18 protein-coding genes are annotated in these 18,974 nt (G+C 43.8%); 1 reads left to right on the top strand and 17 read right to left on the bottom strand.

Annotated elements, in window-relative coordinates; all coding sequences use genetic code 11:
- Nucleotides 1–10 precede the first annotated feature (10 nt).
- The 10 genes from BK120_RS05900 to BK120_RS05945 all read right to left on the bottom strand — a co-directional run bounded on the left by BK120_RS05900 (nt 11) and on the right by BK120_RS05945 (nt 10,269).
- On the bottom strand, nt 11–583 hold the full coding sequence (locus BK120_RS05900) for a hypothetical protein (RefSeq protein WP_076266540.1): 573 nt from the start codon (nt 581–583) through the stop codon (nt 11–13).
- A gap of 293 nt (nt 584–876) precedes the next feature.
- Nucleotides 877–1,410 carry a YceI family protein gene (locus tag BK120_RS05905; protein ID WP_076266541.1) on the bottom strand — a complete coding sequence of 178 codons (534 nt, stop codon included), beginning with the start codon at nt 1,408–1,410 and terminating at the stop codon, nt 877–879.
- Nucleotides 1,411–1,615: 205 nt separating this feature from the next.
- Nucleotides 1,616–2,803, bottom strand: coding sequence for a phosphopentomutase (gene deoB / locus BK120_RS05910; protein WP_076266542.1), 1,188 nt, complete (start codon nt 2,801–2,803; stop codon nt 1,616–1,618).
- Between the two features lie 32 nt (nt 2,804–2,835).
- Complete coding sequence (locus tag BK120_RS05915) at nt 2,836–4,017, bottom strand: NupC/NupG family nucleoside CNT transporter (protein WP_076266543.1); 1,182 nt, start codon at nt 4,015–4,017, stop codon at nt 2,836–2,838.
- 22 nt (nt 4,018–4,039) lie between these two features.
- Nucleotides 4,040–5,335, bottom strand: coding sequence for a purine/pyrimidine permease (locus tag BK120_RS05920; RefSeq protein ID WP_076266544.1), 1,296 nt, complete (start codon nt 5,333–5,335; stop codon nt 4,040–4,042).
- Between the two features lie 33 nt (nt 5,336–5,368).
- Complete coding sequence (deoD, locus tag BK120_RS05925; RefSeq protein ID WP_076266545.1) at nt 5,369–6,085, bottom strand: purine-nucleoside phosphorylase; 717 nt, start codon at nt 6,083–6,085, stop codon at nt 5,369–5,371.
- 212 nt (nt 6,086–6,297) lie between these two features.
- Nucleotides 6,298–7,734, bottom strand: coding sequence for an AcpB/EbpR/MafR family transcriptional regulator (locus BK120_RS05930; RefSeq protein WP_076266546.1), 1,437 nt, complete (start codon nt 7,732–7,734; stop codon nt 6,298–6,300).
- 236 nt (nt 7,735–7,970) lie between these two features.
- Nucleotides 7,971–8,450: a 23S rRNA (pseudouridine(1915)-N(3))-methyltransferase RlmH gene (rlmH, locus tag BK120_RS05935; protein ID WP_076266547.1), complete on the bottom strand. Its 480-nt coding sequence runs from the start codon at nt 8,448–8,450 to the stop codon at nt 7,971–7,973.
- A gap of 2 nt (nt 8,451–8,452) precedes the next feature.
- Nucleotides 8,453–8,620 (bottom strand): CxxH/CxxC protein, encoded by a 168-nt coding sequence (locus BK120_RS05940; RefSeq protein ID WP_063847536.1) that lies wholly within the window; start codon nt 8,618–8,620, stop codon nt 8,453–8,455.
- 269 nt (nt 8,621–8,889) lie between these two features.
- Entirely contained in the window at nt 8,890–10,269 is a 1,380-nt protein-coding gene (locus BK120_RS05945) for a S1C family serine protease (RefSeq protein ID WP_076266548.1), read from the bottom strand.
- A gap of 159 nt (nt 10,270–10,428) precedes the next feature.
- On the opposite strand from BK120_RS05945, the gene BK120_RS05950 reads away from it, so the two are divergent.
- On the top strand, nt 10,429–10,650 hold the full coding sequence (locus tag BK120_RS05950) for a hypothetical protein (RefSeq protein WP_076266549.1): 222 nt from the start codon (nt 10,429–10,431) through the stop codon (nt 10,648–10,650).
- On the opposite strand, the gene BK120_RS05955 is transcribed toward BK120_RS05950, so the two are convergent.
- The 7 genes from BK120_RS05955 to BK120_RS05985 form a co-directional block, all read right to left on the bottom strand.
- Nucleotides 10,619–11,425 carry an MBL fold metallo-hydrolase gene (locus BK120_RS05955; RefSeq protein WP_076266550.1) on the bottom strand — a complete coding sequence of 269 codons (807 nt, stop codon included), beginning with the start codon at nt 11,423–11,425 and terminating at the stop codon, nt 10,619–10,621. The two genes, BK120_RS05950 and BK120_RS05955, sit on opposite strands and share 32 nt — an antisense overlap.
- 33 nt (nt 11,426–11,458) lie before the next feature.
- Nucleotides 11,459–12,214, bottom strand: coding sequence for a two-component system regulatory protein YycI (gene yycI, locus BK120_RS05960; protein WP_076266551.1), 756 nt, complete (start codon nt 12,212–12,214; stop codon nt 11,459–11,461).
- A 32-nt stretch (nt 12,215–12,246) separates the two neighbouring features.
- Entirely contained in the window at nt 12,247–13,704 is a 1,458-nt protein-coding gene (locus BK120_RS05965; protein ID WP_076266552.1) for a YycH family regulatory protein, read from the bottom strand.
- Nucleotides 13,701–15,551, bottom strand: a complete 1,851-nt coding sequence (gene walK, locus BK120_RS05970; RefSeq protein ID WP_076266553.1) for a cell wall metabolism sensor histidine kinase WalK — start codon at nt 15,549–15,551, stop codon at nt 13,701–13,703. Before walK ends, BK120_RS05965 begins: the two co-directional genes overlap by 4 nt.
- A complete protein-coding gene (gene yycF / locus BK120_RS05975) occupies nt 15,548–16,303 on the bottom strand; it encodes a response regulator YycF (RefSeq protein ID WP_076266554.1) in 756 nt (251 codons plus the stop codon). Before yycF ends, walK begins: the two co-directional genes overlap by 4 nt.
- Nucleotides 16,304–16,530: 227 nt before the next feature.
- A complete protein-coding gene (locus tag BK120_RS05980; protein ID WP_076266555.1) occupies nt 16,531–18,105 on the bottom strand; it encodes a M23 family metallopeptidase in 1,575 nt (524 codons plus the stop codon).
- Between the two features lie 140 nt (nt 18,106–18,245).
- Entirely contained in the window at nt 18,246–18,920 is a 675-nt protein-coding gene (locus BK120_RS05985) for a hypothetical protein (RefSeq protein WP_076266556.1), read from the bottom strand.
- Nucleotides 18,921–18,974: the final 54 nt, after the last annotated feature.

An 18,974-nucleotide genomic window follows, 5' to 3' on the forward strand; every position in this document is an offset into this window, starting at 1 on the left:
AAAATTCTTTTCAAAATTCATATTTCCCAAACTGTTTTCTGAGAGATTCTTCGTGCGGTATCCACTCCGAATCACTCCATAAAGACATTTTTACGAGTTCTGACAGCTTATCTACGGCTTGTACTGGACTCGTAATGCTAATGAAGTCGTCAAAATCCTCATTACGAATATCCAACGCTATCCGCAGGTAGTCATCATTAATACGCTCTTCTTTGAGTTGTTCATATTCATCCCTCATCCACTGTTCACAAAAGATTTTTTCGGCCCTAATCTCTCCATTCTCGAAAAACGACAACTCGAATAATTCCTCATTCATATATCCGGCGGTCATCACTGGCTCTTCGATAAGCCGGGACAATGTTTTGCCAACCTCCTTCACCGTACCCCATACAAAATAATCGTGCAGCACGCTAATCCAGTTTTCGTTGCTTTTGCTTATGTACATGACGACTTTGATCTCTTGAGCCTCATTATTTGGCTCGCCTAATACTGTGGCATGCCCTTCACTTAGCTCTCTTAATGCATCAACAGTCTTCTCAAGGTTTTTCGACTTAATATGCAAATTCGCAAATGATCTTCCCACGAGATCGCCTCCTCTAATCACTTTTTTACTCAACCTGATTCTTGTTTATATCTTATAGATTGGTTCTATATATGTATCTTATTTCCATTATAGTGATCGCTTGTCCTGAGTCTACCTACTTTTCACCTGAATTTTGGAATTTACGGTTGCAATGTTAGAGATATAGCCTTGATCTCTCCAAATTTTCACAACAAAGCTTTTCACCGTCACATATGGCATGGTTCTCCGCTTTGTCTGCAACGGCTAGCTTTTGAACAAAGACCATCCCGATAAAAGGATGGTCTTTGGGATCTCTAATTTATTTTAATTGCCTCAATATAAAGTTCGATTATCACTTCATTTCCGACAATAATTCCACCCGTTTCAAGAGGCGAGTTGAATTTCAAACCAAATTCATTACGATCAATACTGGCTGTTGAATGAAAGCCTACACGTTCACGGCCGCGAGGGTCTTTGTTTAGTCCTTCAAAAACGGTATGAAAAGTGACAGGTTTGGTTATTCCATGCAGAGTTAGATTGCCCGTAAGTTCATACTGTCGTTCGCCAGCAAAGACGCAGTTGGTGCTTTGAAACACAATAGTTGGATACTTGTCAGCATGAAGAAAATCGTCGCTCCTCAAATGTTCATCTCGTTGTGCTTGACGAGTTGTGATACTATTTGCTTCTATGGAAGCCTGAATACCCATGGTTGTTAACTCGTTGGGATCAAAACTTAAAATCGCTTGGAAACGCTCAAATACTCCTTTAATTTTATTAATCATTAAATGCGTCACCGAAAACTCGACGGAGCTGTGGTCCGGATCCACTTCCCATTTGATATTACTCATGAATAAATTCCACCTCTATAATAGGATTATGAGAAAGGTCACCCTATCTCCAAAACACTGCGCTATTCGCATACACCTAATATACAAAAACGCTACTGACAACGTAATGTCAGTAGCGTTTTAGCATTTTTTTGGTTCGCAGATGTCGATCATCTGTAGTGTGATACTCCCTAATTTAAAATGGGCAGGCGGTTCCAGATCAAGTTTATTTAAGCTCCTGTAAGAGACTCTGTCCAAACTGCGGCATTTTCACATTAAAGTTATCTGCAACCGTTGCCCCAATATCCGAAAATGTCTTACTTACAGGTAACTCACTTTGCTGAGTGAAACTCTTGCTGTAGAGGAGTAAAGGAACATATTCACGGGTATGATCTGTACCCACATGAACAGGATCATTGCCATGGTCTGCTGTAATCATGAGAAGATCATCATCGCTCAGCTCGGCAAGCACTTCATTTAATCGATCATCAAATTGTTCTAGCGCTTTCCCATACCCGATCGGGTCTCTACGATGTCCATAAAGTGCATCAAAGTCAACAAGATTCAAAAAACTAAGTCCTGTAAAATCAGTATGAATGGTGTCCATGAGTTTATCCATGCCATCCATGTTCGACACTGTGCGCAAAGACTTGGTGACACCTTCACCATCATATATATCTGAGATTTTGCCAATCGCTAATACATCGAACCCAGCATCCTTGAGCTCATTCATCACGGTTCTTCCATAAGGCTTCAAGGCATAATCATGACGGTTCGATGTTCTCTTGAATTTTCCAGACTCTCCGAGGAATGGCCTGGCGATCACTCTGCCTAACATGTATTCCTCGCGTAACGTAATTTCTCTAGCTACCTCACAGATTTGATAAAGTTCTTCCACAGGGACAACCTCTTCATGAGCCGCAATCTGAATCACTGAATCTGCTGAAGTATAGACAATGAGTGTACCAGTGTTCATATGCTCTTGCCCAAGTTCATCCAGAATAGCTGTACCGCTAGCTGGCTTATTGCCAATAACCTTTCGTCCCGTTTTTTGTTCTAATTCGTTAATTAATTCATTTGGAAACCCTTCAGGAAACACTTTGAAAGGAACATCGATTTTTATGCCCATAATCTCCCAGTGTCCAGTCATTGTATCCTTCCCGTTCGAAGCCTCCTGCATTTTGGTGAAATAAGCTAAAGGCTGCTCTACTTTGGGTACTCCGGGTATTTGGTCAATATGGCTTAACCCTAACTTAGATAAAACTGGAACATGCAGCCCATTCATTCTTTCTGCAATATGCCGTAATGTATGTGATCCTGTATCCCCAAACTTTTCAGCATCCGGAGCTTCTCCGATGCCTACAGAATCCATAACAATGACGAAAATCCGCTTAAACCGAGGTGTTTGTTTCATGTTGATGCTCCTTCTATTTTAGCTGTACTCAACTAAAATATGATTCCGATAACGATGGCTGATAAAACGCTTACAAGTGTCGCGCCATATAACAACTTTAATCCAAATCGAGCAACCACATTCCCTTGTTTTTCATTCAAGCCTTTTACGGCACCCACGATTGTACCAATGGACCCAAAGTTAGCAAATGAGATTAGAAACACAGAGACGATGGCTGTCGTACGATCACTAAAGCTGTCTTGAATTTTTACAAAATCAAGCATAGCCACAAATTCATTCGCCACTAATTTGGTCGCCATGATGCTGCCTGCACTAACAGCCTCAGACCATGGCACACCCATAACAAAGGCAACCGGTGCAAAGACATAACCTAATGCTTCTTGGAACGAGATACCGAATATTCCAGCGAAAACGCCGTTAATTAAAGCAATTAACCCAACGAAACCAACCAACATAACCCCAACCACGACGGCTACCTTAAAGCCATCCATGATATACTCACCCAGCATTTCGAAAAACGTTTGTTTTTCTTGTTCTTGAACTTCAACAATATCCTCTTCAGGTTTAACCTCATATGGGTTGATGATGGATGCAATAATAAAACCGCCAAATAGGTTTAGTATTAATGCAGCTACAACATATCTAGGCTCCAGCATCGTCATATAGGAACCAACGATTGACATGGATACCGTCGACATTGCTGATGCACATAATGTGTACAGACGCTGCTTAGACAATAATCCGAGTTGATTTTTCACCGAAATAAACACTTCATTTTGTCCGACAATGGCAGCCGCAACCGCATTATAGGATTCCAATTTTCCCATACCATTTATTTTACTTAGGACCAGACCAATATACTTTATAATAAACGGCAGTATTTTATAATGTTGCAGAATCCCGATAATCGCTGACATAAATACGATAGGCATCAATACAAAGAGGAAAAACGTGTGTGCCCCTTCGTTTGCCATTCCACCAAAAATAAAGTTAATCCCTTCATTTGCATATCCCAGTAATTTATCAAAACTATTGGCAAAGCCCTTAATTAATAATTCCCCTATACTCGTTTTTAGTAGAAGTATTCCTAAAACAATCTGAACCACAATCATGACAATAATTGGTCGATATTTAATCTTTTTCTTATCATTACTTGCAAGCCATGCCAGTATTAGAACAAGAATTAGACCAGCAACAGAAATGAGATAATGCATCTTTACCCCTCCAAATTTTTGTTTATTGTCTTACCTTACTCCGCTGTTTTTCCCTCCACATGAACCCCTGTTCCAAAATAATCGCTAACAGGCTTCCGCATATTAACCCATTATTTAAAATGGCGATCACGATCGGAGACAAATGGATTGTGGCTGATGAAGGGATAAACATTAACCCCACACCCACTAGCAGAGAAACTCCACTAACAATAAAAGGTCGCTCTTCATGAATGACCTTTCGCAATTCCCTCAACGATATTCCAACCATCTTCACAAAAATAACGAATGTAACAGCATAGCCAATCGGAGCTGGAATGCCGGATATGACATTCATAATTGGCGGAAACAAGGATAAAACGATCACTAAGCTGCACCCTATTAAGAACGGCCTACGCTCTCTCATACCTGTCTGTTCAACATATCCCGCTGCTCCCGAAATAGGCACCGAGCCAATCGCTCCTAGAGAGCCGCCAATAAAATGTGTAACCCCGGAAATAATTCCAGCACGCCAATAACGGCGATGATCCGTGGATTGCTTTTGCTCTATCACGGTTTCCATCAACCGGATGGATGCAATCGCATTGGTTATTAACAGCAGTGTTAATAACAACGCTGTAGTGATGGTCCCACCGTCAAATCGCGGCCATCCAAATGGCAACATTTCGGGTAGATTAACTAGGTTTTCTGCTTGTGAAAAAACCGGTATATTACCAAAAACTATAAATAATAGCCAACCTAACAATATACTAATGATCACCGAAAATTGTCGAAGTAACGCGATGCGGCAGCTCCCTAACCAAAAGGTAATGCAAACCACAATCCCACTAAGCAAAAACACTTTAACATCTAACGTCGTATGGCTAGATGTAATTCCCATCATCCCTTTCATAAAAGAACCGCTTAATTGAAAGATCAATAACAGTAAATATATAAAAGTGATGGTTGGTGTAAATAATCGGGCTATTTTATCCATTAGCTTAAAGGCTGAAATGAGGATAAATAAGACACCGCTAATGATCATTCCTCCACTTAAAGCTTGCAGAGCATCAATGTTAGAAGAATATAATACCCCCACTAAGCTCGCGTAAATGGTAAAAATGCTCCACCATAACCCTGCCGGACCTTCATGAATAGGAAGTTTATGACCAATCAGGCCTTGTAAAAAGCCTGCTATCCCCAAAGTAATAATGGTACTCTGGATGAGTCCAGCAGTCTCAATGGGTGTTAAGTTATATAAATCTGCGATAGCAATTGGTGCAGCAATTGCGCCTGCGATCATAAAAATCATCCACTGCAATCCGGACAGAATTACTCTCATTTCTTTCTCACTCTCTTTTCCTAACCCTTAAACCTATAAACTAGTTTCATCAATGATTGTATTAAGAGCTACTTCTACCATTTCATAAAAGGACTGTTCACTTTCTTGATGAGTTAAGTGCTCCTGCGTTAATAATTGACTGCCCACGGTCAAAATGGACAGTGCTTTTACACCATATTTAGCAGCCAACGTATAGAGCGATGTACTTTCCATTTCTACTGCTAATACGCCAAAGTCCATAAATTTGTGAAGTCGATCCAACGTTTCACGATAAAATTCATCAGAATTATAAATGTTGCCAACAAAGACTTTCGCTTGCTTACCTTGTGTTTGTTGATATGCTTTCATTAACAATGAGAAATCCGCCGTAGGCGCATAGTTGCAGCCATGGAAAATCTTCTCCGTCAGATTGCTGTCTGAAGACACGGCTTGGGCTAATACAATATCACGGATATTTACTTCTTCTTGCATCGCGCCACATGTGCCAATGCGAATCAATTTCTTCACTTCGTAATCGATGATCAGTTCCGTTGCATATATGCTCATCGATGGGTTCCCCATCCCTGTCCCTTGAACCGACACCGGCACACCGTTGTATAACCCAGTGTATCCATACATACCTCTTACTTCGTTATAGCAATAGGCTTCCTCTAAAAAATTCTCTGCTACAAATTTTGCACGCAAAGGATCTCCTGGAAGCAAAACACGTTCTGCTATTTCTCCTTTTTTTGCACCTAAATGCCTGCTCATATGGTTTCCTCCAATAATCTGAATACTGCACTCAGATTTTCCGAAATCGCTTCCATTTACCGACGGGAAAATAGATGCTTTAGTATTTTCCAAACGAATTTCCTTAAGGAAGGTCAGCCTTAATCGTTTAGAACCTGCTTTGAGCATAAGGTTTTTTATCATCGCAAACTAGACCAAAATCTTACGTAGGGTACGGAAAATAATTGGTCAAATTATAAAAGTAATTCTTTACGAATATTGTCCAGGTCTCTTTTAGATGGAATCGTAGAAATAGTAACAACAGGTACTGTCTTTAATGAAACCGGGAAGTTACTAATGACAAAATCGATTTGATGCTGCTGCACCATTTCGTCGGTTAGTCCTTTCATAATGGAAGTATTAACGATCAACTGATCCCCAATTTCCTTTTTAATCAAATCCGCTATGTAATGGCGAATCGAAAATTCTTCACCGATCACTAAGAAGGCCTTTTTTCTTTTATAACGCAAGCTTGAACGAACAATTAAGGTGAGTTTTGTTAAATGGAAATCATTATACATGACAGAAGGATAAGCTTCATTCCACGTTTTCATGCAGTCTTGCAATTGTTGATATATCTGCTGGCACTCTTTTTGAACATATGTCGATAAATTGCTTTTTGAAATCATCATCCATTCAGGAATGGCATTATCCATTAAAAGCTTGTCAATGAAGTCATATACCTCCAATGTAAATCGTTCTTCCATATCCATATTCGGATATACCTTTGCCAGTAATGTAAAAAGCAGATTACCCATTTGATACTCTTCTTTATCCTTGTATAATTCGAATTCTTTCATCGGTGTCATTTCCGATCCTTCGTAATAATGGTATTGGCTGAGTCTCACTCGTGATTGCATAAAGAATATTTCACTTTCAGGAAATGCTATAGAAAGCTGTTCTTCTAGACTCTTCGCAAGAGCTTTCACCGGCAAATAAAACATCCCTTTTTCCCAGGGATATCTAACCTCGTCGACTTTTACACATTTCCCTCTTGTAACTCTATCTACTACAATCGCCAGCAAAAAGGATAATTTCCTTTTGGAATTGATAAAATAAACTATATTTTTCTCATTCTCTATATTTGTGATTAACTCATTAATATAAGCAAAGTCAATATTCTCAAAGGGCCATCCAGTAAAGTCATAGGCATCACAATACAACTTCCAATAAAAATACCGTATATTCATTTCATTCCCTTTGATCTTAGGGGTGGAATAAGTAATGTGCAGCTTATACGGCTTCAGATCATTATTATTTAAATTTACAATCAACTTCTTCAAAGACGAGGTGCTCATAAACATTTCACCAGCAAGCTCCTCTACTGAGAATCGTCCGTCAGTGGTAAACAATAGATTCATCAGCCGATAAAAAGTGGTTTGTCTGAGCATAAAAGAAACCACTTCACTAATCGTCTTCCCTCGCCCATCACGTCGAAGAAATACTCCCTTTCCTCTTGTCACCTCAATGGTGATATCGGGTGGCAGCTGCTTGCTTATCTCTTCAACCATCTTACGTATGGTTTTATCTGAGATTCCTAAACTTTTCTCAACTTCGGCTAAGGTAAACCACCTTTGTTCCGTATCAAGCAGTGTTAATAGTTGGCTAGCTAATTTATATTCCTTATCCATTTTCCCACCCTATTTCAATTTAGTTTGAATGTTATAGGATAAACAAGGACAATTCCTCTTGCCCTTTTTGTCGTTCTTTTCCCGTAATTCCAACAAGCCCCTTTAACGAAAAATCGATTCTCCCAGAAGGAAGAATCGGCTTTTTGATATGTTTGAATATTATCTATGTTAAGTCTCACCCTAACCCAATTGTACTATGCAGTATCAAATAAGAAATTTGTTCAAAATAATTCGGCTTACTTATGATACGGTTCCCCACGATTTATCTTCACTCCGCGATAAATCTGCTCAATCAGCACCAGTCGCATGAGCTGGTGCGGCAAGGTCATGCGCCCAAAGCTCAGCTTCTGCTGGGCGCGCTTAATTACTGCGGGAGACAATCCCGTACTCCCGCCAATAACAAAAGCCACGTGGCTGCGCCCATACGTGGCTAATTTATCGAGCTGGCCCGCGAGATCCTCGCTTGACCAGAGCTCGCCATCCAGCGCGAGCGCGACAACATGCGCATCAGGCTTCAGCTGCGCTAGAAGCCTCTCGCCCTCTCGCTCGCGCACAATCGCTTCCTCCGCCGAACTCATCGTCTCCGGCGCCTTCTCATCGGGCACTTCCGTGAGCGTAAGCTTCACGTAAGGCCCTAACCGCTTGGCATATTCCGCTATGCCAAGCACTAAGTACTTTTCCTTCAGCTTACCAACAGCAGCTATCTGTATATGCATTTCTACACCACCAAAAAAGTAGCTGGTTCTTCACAAAAATCACATTTGCGCGGTGGATCCCAATCTGCGAATTGTGTTTCCTTCAGATCTACTACGTCTGGTGCATCCTCATACTCATCTACAAAACGGTCCAATGCTTTCTCAATATGCTCTTTACATACACAATACATCGTCTGCACGCTTCCTATCCCTAGTTGATGGTCGTCCTTATTGTCTATACACAGCATATCAGAAAACGCCTCTCCATGTGAAGACGACAATTTTCGTATTATCTCCGCACGATCCCTTTCCCAGTATGCTCCCCACATCCACGCACAAAAAAAACCGCAGCACACAAATGGGTTACCATTTGCATACCGCGGCTCATTCGGGCTATTCCTAAAATTCCAGCTCAATAAGCTTGAACTAACCAAGCTTTATCCAGCTTATGCACTCGAACTTATTCCTCATCTGTCTTCTCAGCCAGCTTAAACTTCGTAACCTTCAGCTTCCCATCACGGTAAAAGCTAATCTCAATCTCGTCACCAATCTTCTTCTGTTGGTACAAATATTTGCGAAGGTCCATCGTACTGCTGATCGGATGACGATCCAGCTTAACGATCACGTCATTGAACAGCAAACCTGCATCCTTAGCAGGGCCAACCGCTTCAAGTACGATTACACCATCGTAAACCTCGTCTGGCAGCGTAAGCTTCTGTCCGCCCTCAAGAATCTGATCATCACCTGGAACAGCCTCTTCTTCGTCATGAGGAACATCGCCCTCCGGCAAAATCCCGCCTTCGCCAGGATTGCTGTACGCATCCTCAAAGTCCTGCTGCTCCCAATACTGCTCCAAATCCATCGTGTATACGCCAAGATATGGGCGCGGCACATGGCCCAGCTTGATTAAGCTTTCAACAATCGGCATAGCCAGATTGATCGGGATAGCAAAGCCAATGCCCTCTACGCCAAGATCAGCTATTTTCATACTGTTGATGCCAACTACACGTCCATTCAAATCGATAAGCGGCCCACCGCTGTTTCCTTGGTTTATGGATGCATCAATTTGAATAACCTCTTGTTCCCAGTCGTATACTCCATCTTGATTAAGTGATACCGGTACAATTTGTCTTGTCTTGCTCACGCTGCCCGTTGTCACAGACTCTCCGAGTCCGAGCGGGTTGCCGATCGCAATAATATATTCAGCAGGGCGAAGCGCAGACGAATCGCCAATTTCTGCAACGACTTCGATTCCTTTTGCGTCAATTTCCAGCACTGCAAGATCCGTAATTTGATCTTTACCGACAATACGTGCCTCACGCGCTTCTCCATTCATCAGTACAACCTTTACCGCTTGTGCCTGATCAATGACATGGTAATTCGTAATAATAATCGCTTTGCCATCTTTCTTGCTAATGATGACACCTGAGCCCACACCCGCTTCACGAAGCGTACCTTTACCTTCTTCTTTTTCCGGCTGCGATTTGTCTTTTCCAATGCCAAGAGAGAACATTTGCTGATTAATGACGCTTACGACGGCCGGTCTTACTTTCGCTGAAGCCTGTATAGGACGCTCAAGCGGATCAATCACTTGTATACCACCCGTTACCGGTGCACCGCCGCCGCCGCTGGTCGTACCACTGCCTCCGCCGCCAAACACAGCACCGAACAACAACGTTGCAGCTACCGCGCTCGTGATAGAAGATACAAATGCAATACGAACGTTGGACCACTTGCGTCCACCGCTCTTATATCGAAATGCAAAGTCTCCTTTCTTACTCTCGCGAGCAGCACGCTTGGATACTTTGGTTGAATAAAAATCGTCGTCGAATAAGCTCATTACTATCGCCCCTCTCAATGCCTCGGACATCAAGACTATTTTTTTGAATCTAGGAATGTTTTCGGAAGAAATGACTAAAATAATAATAGAATCATGCGATGCTTATCAGAAGTTTTTTGTTGCGCTTCAAAAGTCGTTCCACTAAAGGAGAAATGATATATGAAATCCAAAACGCCTGTCGCTTGGGAACATGTTCAGCTTGCTGCAAAGCTAGCGGATTTAAAGGATGATCACTACCGTACCGTTCTCACCTTAAGTGCGATGCTAGAATTGTTTATAGATAAGGGCATACTTACTAGAGAAGAGCTAAGTGCTAAAGCGGATGCGCTTGATGCACAGCTGGAATCCCTTATTTCTGCTTCACTACATCCCATGACGTAGGTCGGTCGTGATAGGTTGCGCGTAGAGGGTGTTCTTCTTTCTTATAAAATATTCCATGGTCCTCTAATATAGTATTCACGGTCAGCATTGCCAAATCCATTAAATTATGGTCAAGGCTCAAATGAGCCAAATAAACGCGTTTCGTTCGATCTGTCATAAGCTCTAGCAGCGCTTCGCCTGCAGCTACATTGGATAAATGGCCAACATCACTCAATATCCGGCGCTTCGTATTCCACGGATATCGCCCCATACGAAGCATTTCCGTATCATGATTGGCCTCAAGCACAAGCACATCGGAATCAATAATTTGACGTTTGACCTTTTCACTTACATACCCTAGGTCAGTAGCTAGGCTTAGCTTCTCGCCATTCTCTACAAAGCAATAACCTACAGGCTCTGCCGCGTCATGAGAGATCGGGTACGATTGAATGGCCATTGAACCGAGGTTCACCTCTTCACCTGTCTCCATAAACACTCGCTTCTCTGGTGCAATCGTGCCAACATGCCTCTCCATTGCAGCCCACGTTGCCTCATTGGCATAAATGGGCAAATCATATTTCCTTGCAAAAGCACCCAATCCCTTAATATGATCGGAATGCTCATGTGTGACGAACAGCCCGTCCAATTGATGACCCATTACTCCGCGCTCGCGCATGAGTTCATCCAGCTTCTTCGCGCTCATACCGGCATCTACAATGACCATCTTATCATTCCCTTGCACGATGGTTGCATTGCCGGTCGATCCGCTTCCTAGTACTGTGAATCGAAGTCCCATAATTGCTTTTTCCTGTCCCTTCTCCTGCTCCCGTTAACGTAAACCGTTCGCTGCCGCTTCCCCTTGCTCATCATCCGTTGCAACCTCGCCGCTGATGGCATGCACGTAAAACTGATGGCCGTCCTCCAGCATAACACGCCATGACGGCACCGACACTTGACGCTCCGAATCAAAGATTTGTCCTTTATAGCCAAGCTGGATATCGGTAATGACCGCACCATCGGGTAAATAAGTTTCAATTAAGCTCGCTACCACCTTGGCAGCTGGCAGCACCTGCTTGGCTTCACCAGATCCGAGCAGCTCTACGCGATCCTGCAAAAAAGAAGTAATCTTCTGATCCTTAATATAAAGCTTCAGCTTCACATCAAACATCGGACGTCCTTCTACTACTCGATAAAAAACAGACTCGCCTACGCTGCTGTTCAGCAAATCAAATGCATATTGATCAAGCTCAGGAATACGATCTCCCAGTGTCTTTATTAATTCTTTTTTGGAATAGATGATCGTACTATCCACCGGTTCTTTCAATATGACCGGCTCCGCATTTTTGCGGCTGTCAGAGTGGAGCAAATAAGTTAAATCCTTGAGCTCAGGTGTTTCCAGCGACAGATTGGCTTCTAACGAAATACGCTTCTGCTGCATGAGCAGTAACTTATCCTGCGGCAGCTCCGCCGTATTTACATTAATGTTCAACTGTTCCCTGATATCCAGCCATAGCTGATAACCAAGTAATACATTGAGCAGCAAAAACGAAATAATAAGCACGTTTTTCGCTCGTCCCCAATCCAATCGCCTTCACCTCCTGCTTTTGTATTCTATTTCTATGGTCCATTAAGCGAACGAATCTGGCTCGCACCTGCTGATAAGCTTACAGCTCCTGCAGCATTAGTTGCTGTAGCTGTCGTATCATTTGGCTTATCTGAATTGCCATCAGCCTCACCTTGCACAGCGTCCTCATCCTTCTGCTCAGGCGGCGTATATCCGCTCCGATATGCCTCTAACAATATTTCTTCCGTACCGTCTTTCAAGCGAACAGCCCATACCGGTATGAACCGAAGCCTGTTCTCGTCGATCGGAGCTGCTTGCAGTGCTGGGAACAAAGCGGTCACTTCGCTGCGTCTATCGTAATTACTGAGCGTTTTCTCCAGCTCTTCCCCGCCTGGCAACCAGCGAACATTCCTCGATTCCGACTGTGCTCCAAGCGTAATAAGTGATCTCGAATATTCGTTTACGACACCTTGCTGAAGCCTTAATCTCATATACCCATAGCGGAACGGCTTCGTGTCTATAACAGGATACTGCTCGACATATTGCTTAAATCTAATATCCTTGCCTTCGCTGCCCGGCATAGCATTCACAAAACGATGTGTGCCGTCCCATCCGCCATGCTGATTGACAAAGTCTACTGAGGCATAAACATTGTCGCTAAGTAGATTTTCCGTTATTTGCGGAGCGCTTGGATCTGTATAGCTGATCCACTTGCCGTTCTGTTCTACCTGCAATCCCCGCTTGCCGTCTGTATAAATTTGCGAACCGCCTCGGTCTTCAAGTGCTCTTGTTGTGCTTTGATCGAAGGGTAAGCTTCGTTTCATCAAATCCGGCGAATACGTCTCATAAGGAAATACGATTTCCGTTGACTGAATCGGCGCAACCGGAATATATAGGCCGTCTGCTGTCATGGTGTACTTAGGCTGGAACTGTCCGAACCCGACATAATCCTGCACATCGCGTACCGTTAGATCCGCACGAACGGACTCATAAACCATCTCGCCATCAGCGCTAAAAAAGAACGTTCGAATTTCCTCGGTGCCCGATGTCTTGAAAATCCAGATGCGGTCAATCGTTTCGTTCAAGAACAGCAAATCGCCTTCCAGCTTGAGCAGCTTCTGCAGCAGCTCTACTGGAATGCCGTTATCAAAGCGAAGTTCGATACCGATATCGTTTTTGCGAATTTCTTCCCAGTTGAGCACATCCGAAGGGCTTCGCTGGAACCCTTTAAATTCTCTACCCTGAATGCGCTGGTTAAGAATCATCTCGTAGAACTGTGTCCCCGGATAGATGATGGTATGTTTATTGCCGCCCAAGTGGATAACTAACGCTTCTGGAAAAATAACACTCTCTACGCTTGTCACTTTTCCTATTGGCTCTGCGTTAACATAATCCTGATCGCTTCTTACTGTAGCGCCAAGACCAGGCATGCTGTATGCAAGCAAATAGCTTTGAAGGAGACTAAGCACAACCAGCAGGATAAGCGTTGTTGTCTTTATTTTTTCTTTCATGCCAGCTCGCCCCCTTCCTGTAGAAGTGGAAGAGTGAATGTAACCGTAGTTCCTTCATTTAGCTCGGAATCAAGTGAAATCGTACCGCTATGTGCCTTCACAATTTCCCGGGCAATCGAAAGCCCAAGGCCGGTACCGCCCATATTGCGTGAGCGTGCTTTATCTACACGATAGAAGCGGTCAAAAATACGATTCAAATCCTTTTTTGGAATTCCTATGCCAGTATCCTTCACACTAATTGAAAGCGATGCCGAATCGGCCGGCTTCTTCGCCGTTAATTCAATCGTTCCACCGTCCAGCGTATATTTGATTGCATTGGAGAATAAATTATCAAGCACCTGATCTATCTGATCGCGATCCAGCCATGCGGACTCCAGCCCTTGATCAACGCTCACTGCGGCTTTAATCGACTTCTGCCTAAGCTGAAATGAGAAACGATCAGCCACTTCATCAAGCATGTCATGAACATTTGTCTGTCTGCGGCGCAGCGGCGCTTGGTTTGAATCGAGCCGCGACAAATGCAGCAGATCAGTAACGAGCCGAATCATCCGCTCCGTTTCATTGCGAATAACGCCAACAAACCGCTCGGATAACTCCCGTTCATCCAGCGCACCGTCATTAAGTGCTTCTGCATAACTCTTAATTGTAGTAAGCGGTGTACGCAGCTCATGCGATACATTCGCGACAAACTGACGCCGCGATTGCTCAAGCTTCTCTTGCTCTGTCACATCCTGCAAGACAGCTATCGTTCCGGTAATGCCCTTATCCCGACGATGAATAGGCGTAAATGTCACTTTAAGCAGCCCTTCGTCATTATCGTTCATCTCCTGCCCATCCTCATCACGTTCAATAAGCAGTGTCTGACCGCGCCCTTGCTGCAGCTCTTCGAGCCGCTCCTCGGATAGATCGAACAGCTCGGACAATTCAAGTCCTTCACAGGAACGTACATCGAGCAGTTCTAGCGCTCTCCTGTTCCATACGATGACCTTGCCGTTCTCATCCGCAGCAACAACGCCATCGCTCATGTTGGAGAGAACGGAATTCAGCTTCTCATTTTCCTCTTCATTTACCGATAGAGCTTCTTTAAGCCGAATCGTCATGTCGTTGAAGGCAACGCTCAAGCTGCCAATCTCATCATCGCCAAGCACGGGCACCTGCAGATCGAATTTCCCTTGTGAAATCGCCTCTGCTTGCCTCGTCAGACCTTGAATCGGGCTCGTAATGGTATGAGCAAGCAATATGCCAAGCACACCCGTGAGGCCAAGCGCAATAAGCGTCCCTGAGAAAAAGATTTGATTGACCCTGTTGACGGTCTCATACAGCTCGTTCATCGACGCAACAACATATACAACCCCAACCACCTTGTTGTCATTAATCGTCACTGGCTGGGCAATCATCTTTTTGCGAGTATTATCATCATCTATAATTTCTTGCTCATTGTCTGTAATGTTCTGAAGTGCCCGGCTTACAGCAAGCGACTTGTTCTTCTGGCCAATATAGGTCTCATTGCTTTGAACGGACGTCGCTACCATCTTCCCGTTCGAATCAAGCACCTGCACCTCGGCGCCGCTAATGCTGAACAGATTGCGAACGACCAAACTAAGATCCTCTGTCGTGCTTTCCGCAGAATCACCCTCAGTATCCGGTTTAGCCGCTAAGCTCGGAGCTGCAAACTTAGATAAAATATCCGCTTGCTCCTTCAAATTTTTCGTGAAGCTGTCAATTAAGGAGTTTTTGACCGTACTTATAAAATAAACACCGATCAACTGCATAGCCACCAATATAAGCAACAAATAGATGATGACCAGCTTTACTTGGATTGTGCGAAAAAAACTTTTGCCCTTCATCCTGGGCCGAAGCCTCCGGACTTGGAGTTGCGCATCATATAGCCGAGACCTCGCCGTGTCATAATGTACTCAGGGCGACTTGGATCATCCTCAATCTTCTCGCGCAATCTTCTAATCGTAACATCAACCGTTCGCACGTCTCCGAAATACTCAAATCCCCATACCGCTTGAAGCAGATGCTCCCGCGTCATCACCTTGCCGCTGTTGCGGGCCATATAATAAACGAGCTCATACTCACGATGTGTCAGATCAAGCGGTACGCCGTCCTTATAAACGACATACATGTCTGTATCCACAAATAGGTTGAACAGCTTAAAGCCCTGCTGCTCTTGTTCGGCGGAATGATCGGCAGTGCCAGAATGATCACCGCTTGCAGCTTCTTCTGTCTTTTGCTGCCTGCGCAGATGCGCCTTCACTCGCGCGAGCAATTCCCTTGTGCTAAATGGTTTTGTCACATAATCATCAGCGCCCAGCTCAAGCCCAAGCACCTTATCAATTTCCGTATCCTTGGCCGTCAGCATAATGATTGGCATTTGCAGCTTGGCGCGAACCTCGCGGCATACATCCATACCGTCCTTTACAGGCAGCATCAGGTCCAGCAAAATAAGATCAGGAAGCTCCTCGAACGCAAGCCGAACCGCCTCACCGCCATCGAAAGCGCAAATAACTTGATGCCCTTCCTTCTCCAAATTAAACTTTATAATATCTGCAATCGGCTGTTCGTCATCGACCACTAATATTTTTCCGTGCATCGCTACACCCGCCCGTCGCTTGTCCTTTTTATTACCTTCTATTTTAACACTGTTATCCCTTGCTTCACAATGAAACTTCCCTCATGTTGAAAGGTTTTTCCTCAGTCCGCCATCACTGCATGAATAAGTTAAATACTCCATGTCCATACACATCATTTTATACGCAAAAAAAAGAAACACTTCGCTTATAGCAAAAGTGTTTCTCTCTAGTAAATTATGGGTATATGTTATAAGTACTTTAATGGATTTTGCAAGACGCCGTCCTTGTGTACTTCAAAATGCAAATGAACGCCAGTAGAGTTTCCTGTACTGCCCATGATAGCAATCTTTTCACCCTTCTCAACAATATCCCCTACTTTGGTATTGTAAGAGCTAAGGTGACCGTATACGGTTTTGTAGCCGTTCTTATGATTGATAATAACCGTTTTGCCTAGACCCGGCTTCGTTCCAACAAACTCAACTTTTCCTGTATCGGATGCAAGAATGCTCTTGTTGCCAGTAAGGTCAATACCGTTATGCATGCGTCCCCAACGTTTCCCGAACTTACTAGTCATTCTAGATCCGGAGACAGGCATTGCAAACCGTCCTGATCCTTCGCCCAAAACAACCTTCGTTCCTCGTTCAACAATTTTTGGAGTCGCTTCTTTAATTACTTCTTTCGTGAGTAGCTCTTCGGATACGACGTAACCATTTTGCTTCACGATTCGATAAGTCATTCGTTTAGAGCCAGCCGTACCATTTGCTATCGTCTTCGACTCGCCTACACGCATGCTCGCATTTTTCTTAATTTCAACGGGTGGTTCAATCGTTTCAACTTCAACTAAATTCTCGGTTGTCTTTACTGTGAGCTCCGGTTGGAGCACCGTTAGATCAAGAACATCACCAATCGTTATCTTATCATCTTTAATCCATGCGTTATTCTTATAAATAACCTCTGGGGAAATATCAAATTTCTGTGCGATACAACCGACGCAATCGCCTGCTTGTACCGTATATTTAGTTGGTTGAATACTGCCTTGAACCAGCATCTTATAAATAGCTTCTGCTTCCATGATCTGTTCTGGATCGGTATCGATTGATTCCATCATTACCGCTTCAATGAATTCAACTTCTGTCACTTCACGCCCAGGCTGCTTAGAGGCTGCCTTCGAATCAAGCGCTGGCGGCTTTGCATCTTTTGCATTGAACGAAAGCGACTTCACTTCCTTTGCTTCCTTCTTCGCTGCGGCAAGCTTTGGTGCAAACTTGCTTTGCACGCGCAATAAAACTTCATCTGCTGTCTGTTGGTCTTTTACAATGCCGATGACTTTTCCATCAACCTTCACTTCGACACCAACCGCATGAGAGGTAAACAACCCTTCAAGCTTGTCCAGCGTACCAGCAGTTTCTGGAGTTCCTTTGAATGCATGATCAGGCTCATAGGTAATTGTTCCTGTATCAAGCACCATGTTAATGCCCGGGTTAGCTTGCTGAACCTCTTCGGTTTCCAGCAAAACTAGCTGCTCTACTTCTTGTGGATCACTTACGGTTCCAACGGCTGTTCCATTCATATATACGTTATAAAATTCGACTGTGTTTGCTTGAACATATTGGATTCCGCTAAATCCGGCTACTGTGAGGAGTACGAGCGCCCCGCCCGCTAACTGAACCGGCTTTTTTCGCCAAAATGGCTTGTTTGCCTGATCACTTGCGGATTGTTGCTGTGTCTTGCCATCCAGTTGTTGCGATCGGTCATGCCGAAAGTACTGAATCGCTTGATTCCATACTTTCTGAATCCGACCCTTGTCCCTGAAAACGGTCATGATTGTCTCCTTTTCGCGCTAATGCAACTTTTTTTCCGATTTCCGACATAAAAAAAGACGAATTATCCTGTCGGATCGTTCGCCTAATACTGTAACATATGCCCAACAATTGGAGCAACCTTTACACCCTATTCACAATATTAATATTTTTTCAGAATCTCCATCATTTGCCCATATTCGGTCTTGTCGAGGTGTTGTGCCATTATTTGTTGAATCTCTGTCAACTCTTGTTCTGTCAGCCCATTTTCGATATATTGAGAGATTGTTTGCCACGATTCTTGCGGTAATTTTGTCATAAGCAGACTGAATAACTTTTCCTTATCCTCATCGCTCATTTGATCCTTTACCTCAGTTAAATCATCCGTTGTCATCGCTGTCTCAGTATCATCAACACCTGCTGTTCCCTCTTCAACACTGCCATCTTCAGGTTTTGCTCCACTTCCTGCTTCGGTGCCCCCGCCAATGCCCATATCGGTAAGCGGAGCATCCGTTGCTTGGCCAAAGGCGTCGATGGCTGCCGGTGGATCAGCCTGCTCATCTCCACCTGCATCTGTTGCTGGAGTGTCCTCACCATCCACTATAGTCTTCTTCTCTTCTTTATCTGCAATATCCGTCGTTACCAGCGGATCTGCTCCCCATAGTTTGCCCCATACGCCTGACATTGCCATCGGCGGCACTTCAAGCGGTAAATTGAATTGTTTTAATATCGTTTCCACATAGCTGGTTACAATATATCCCGTCGTCCAAATGGATAAGAAACTTACGATTAATCCTGCTGCTACAATTTTCGCCAGCCATTCTACTTTTTTCAACATTGCCGCACCAATCCCTTCGTCCAGCAGCTGACAAATTGTTATTTAGCAGCTGCA

It is taken from the genome of Paenibacillus sp. FSL A5-0031 (genome assembly GCF_001956295.1).
Lineage (GTDB): Bacteria > Bacillota > Bacilli > Paenibacillales > Paenibacillaceae > Pristimantibacillus.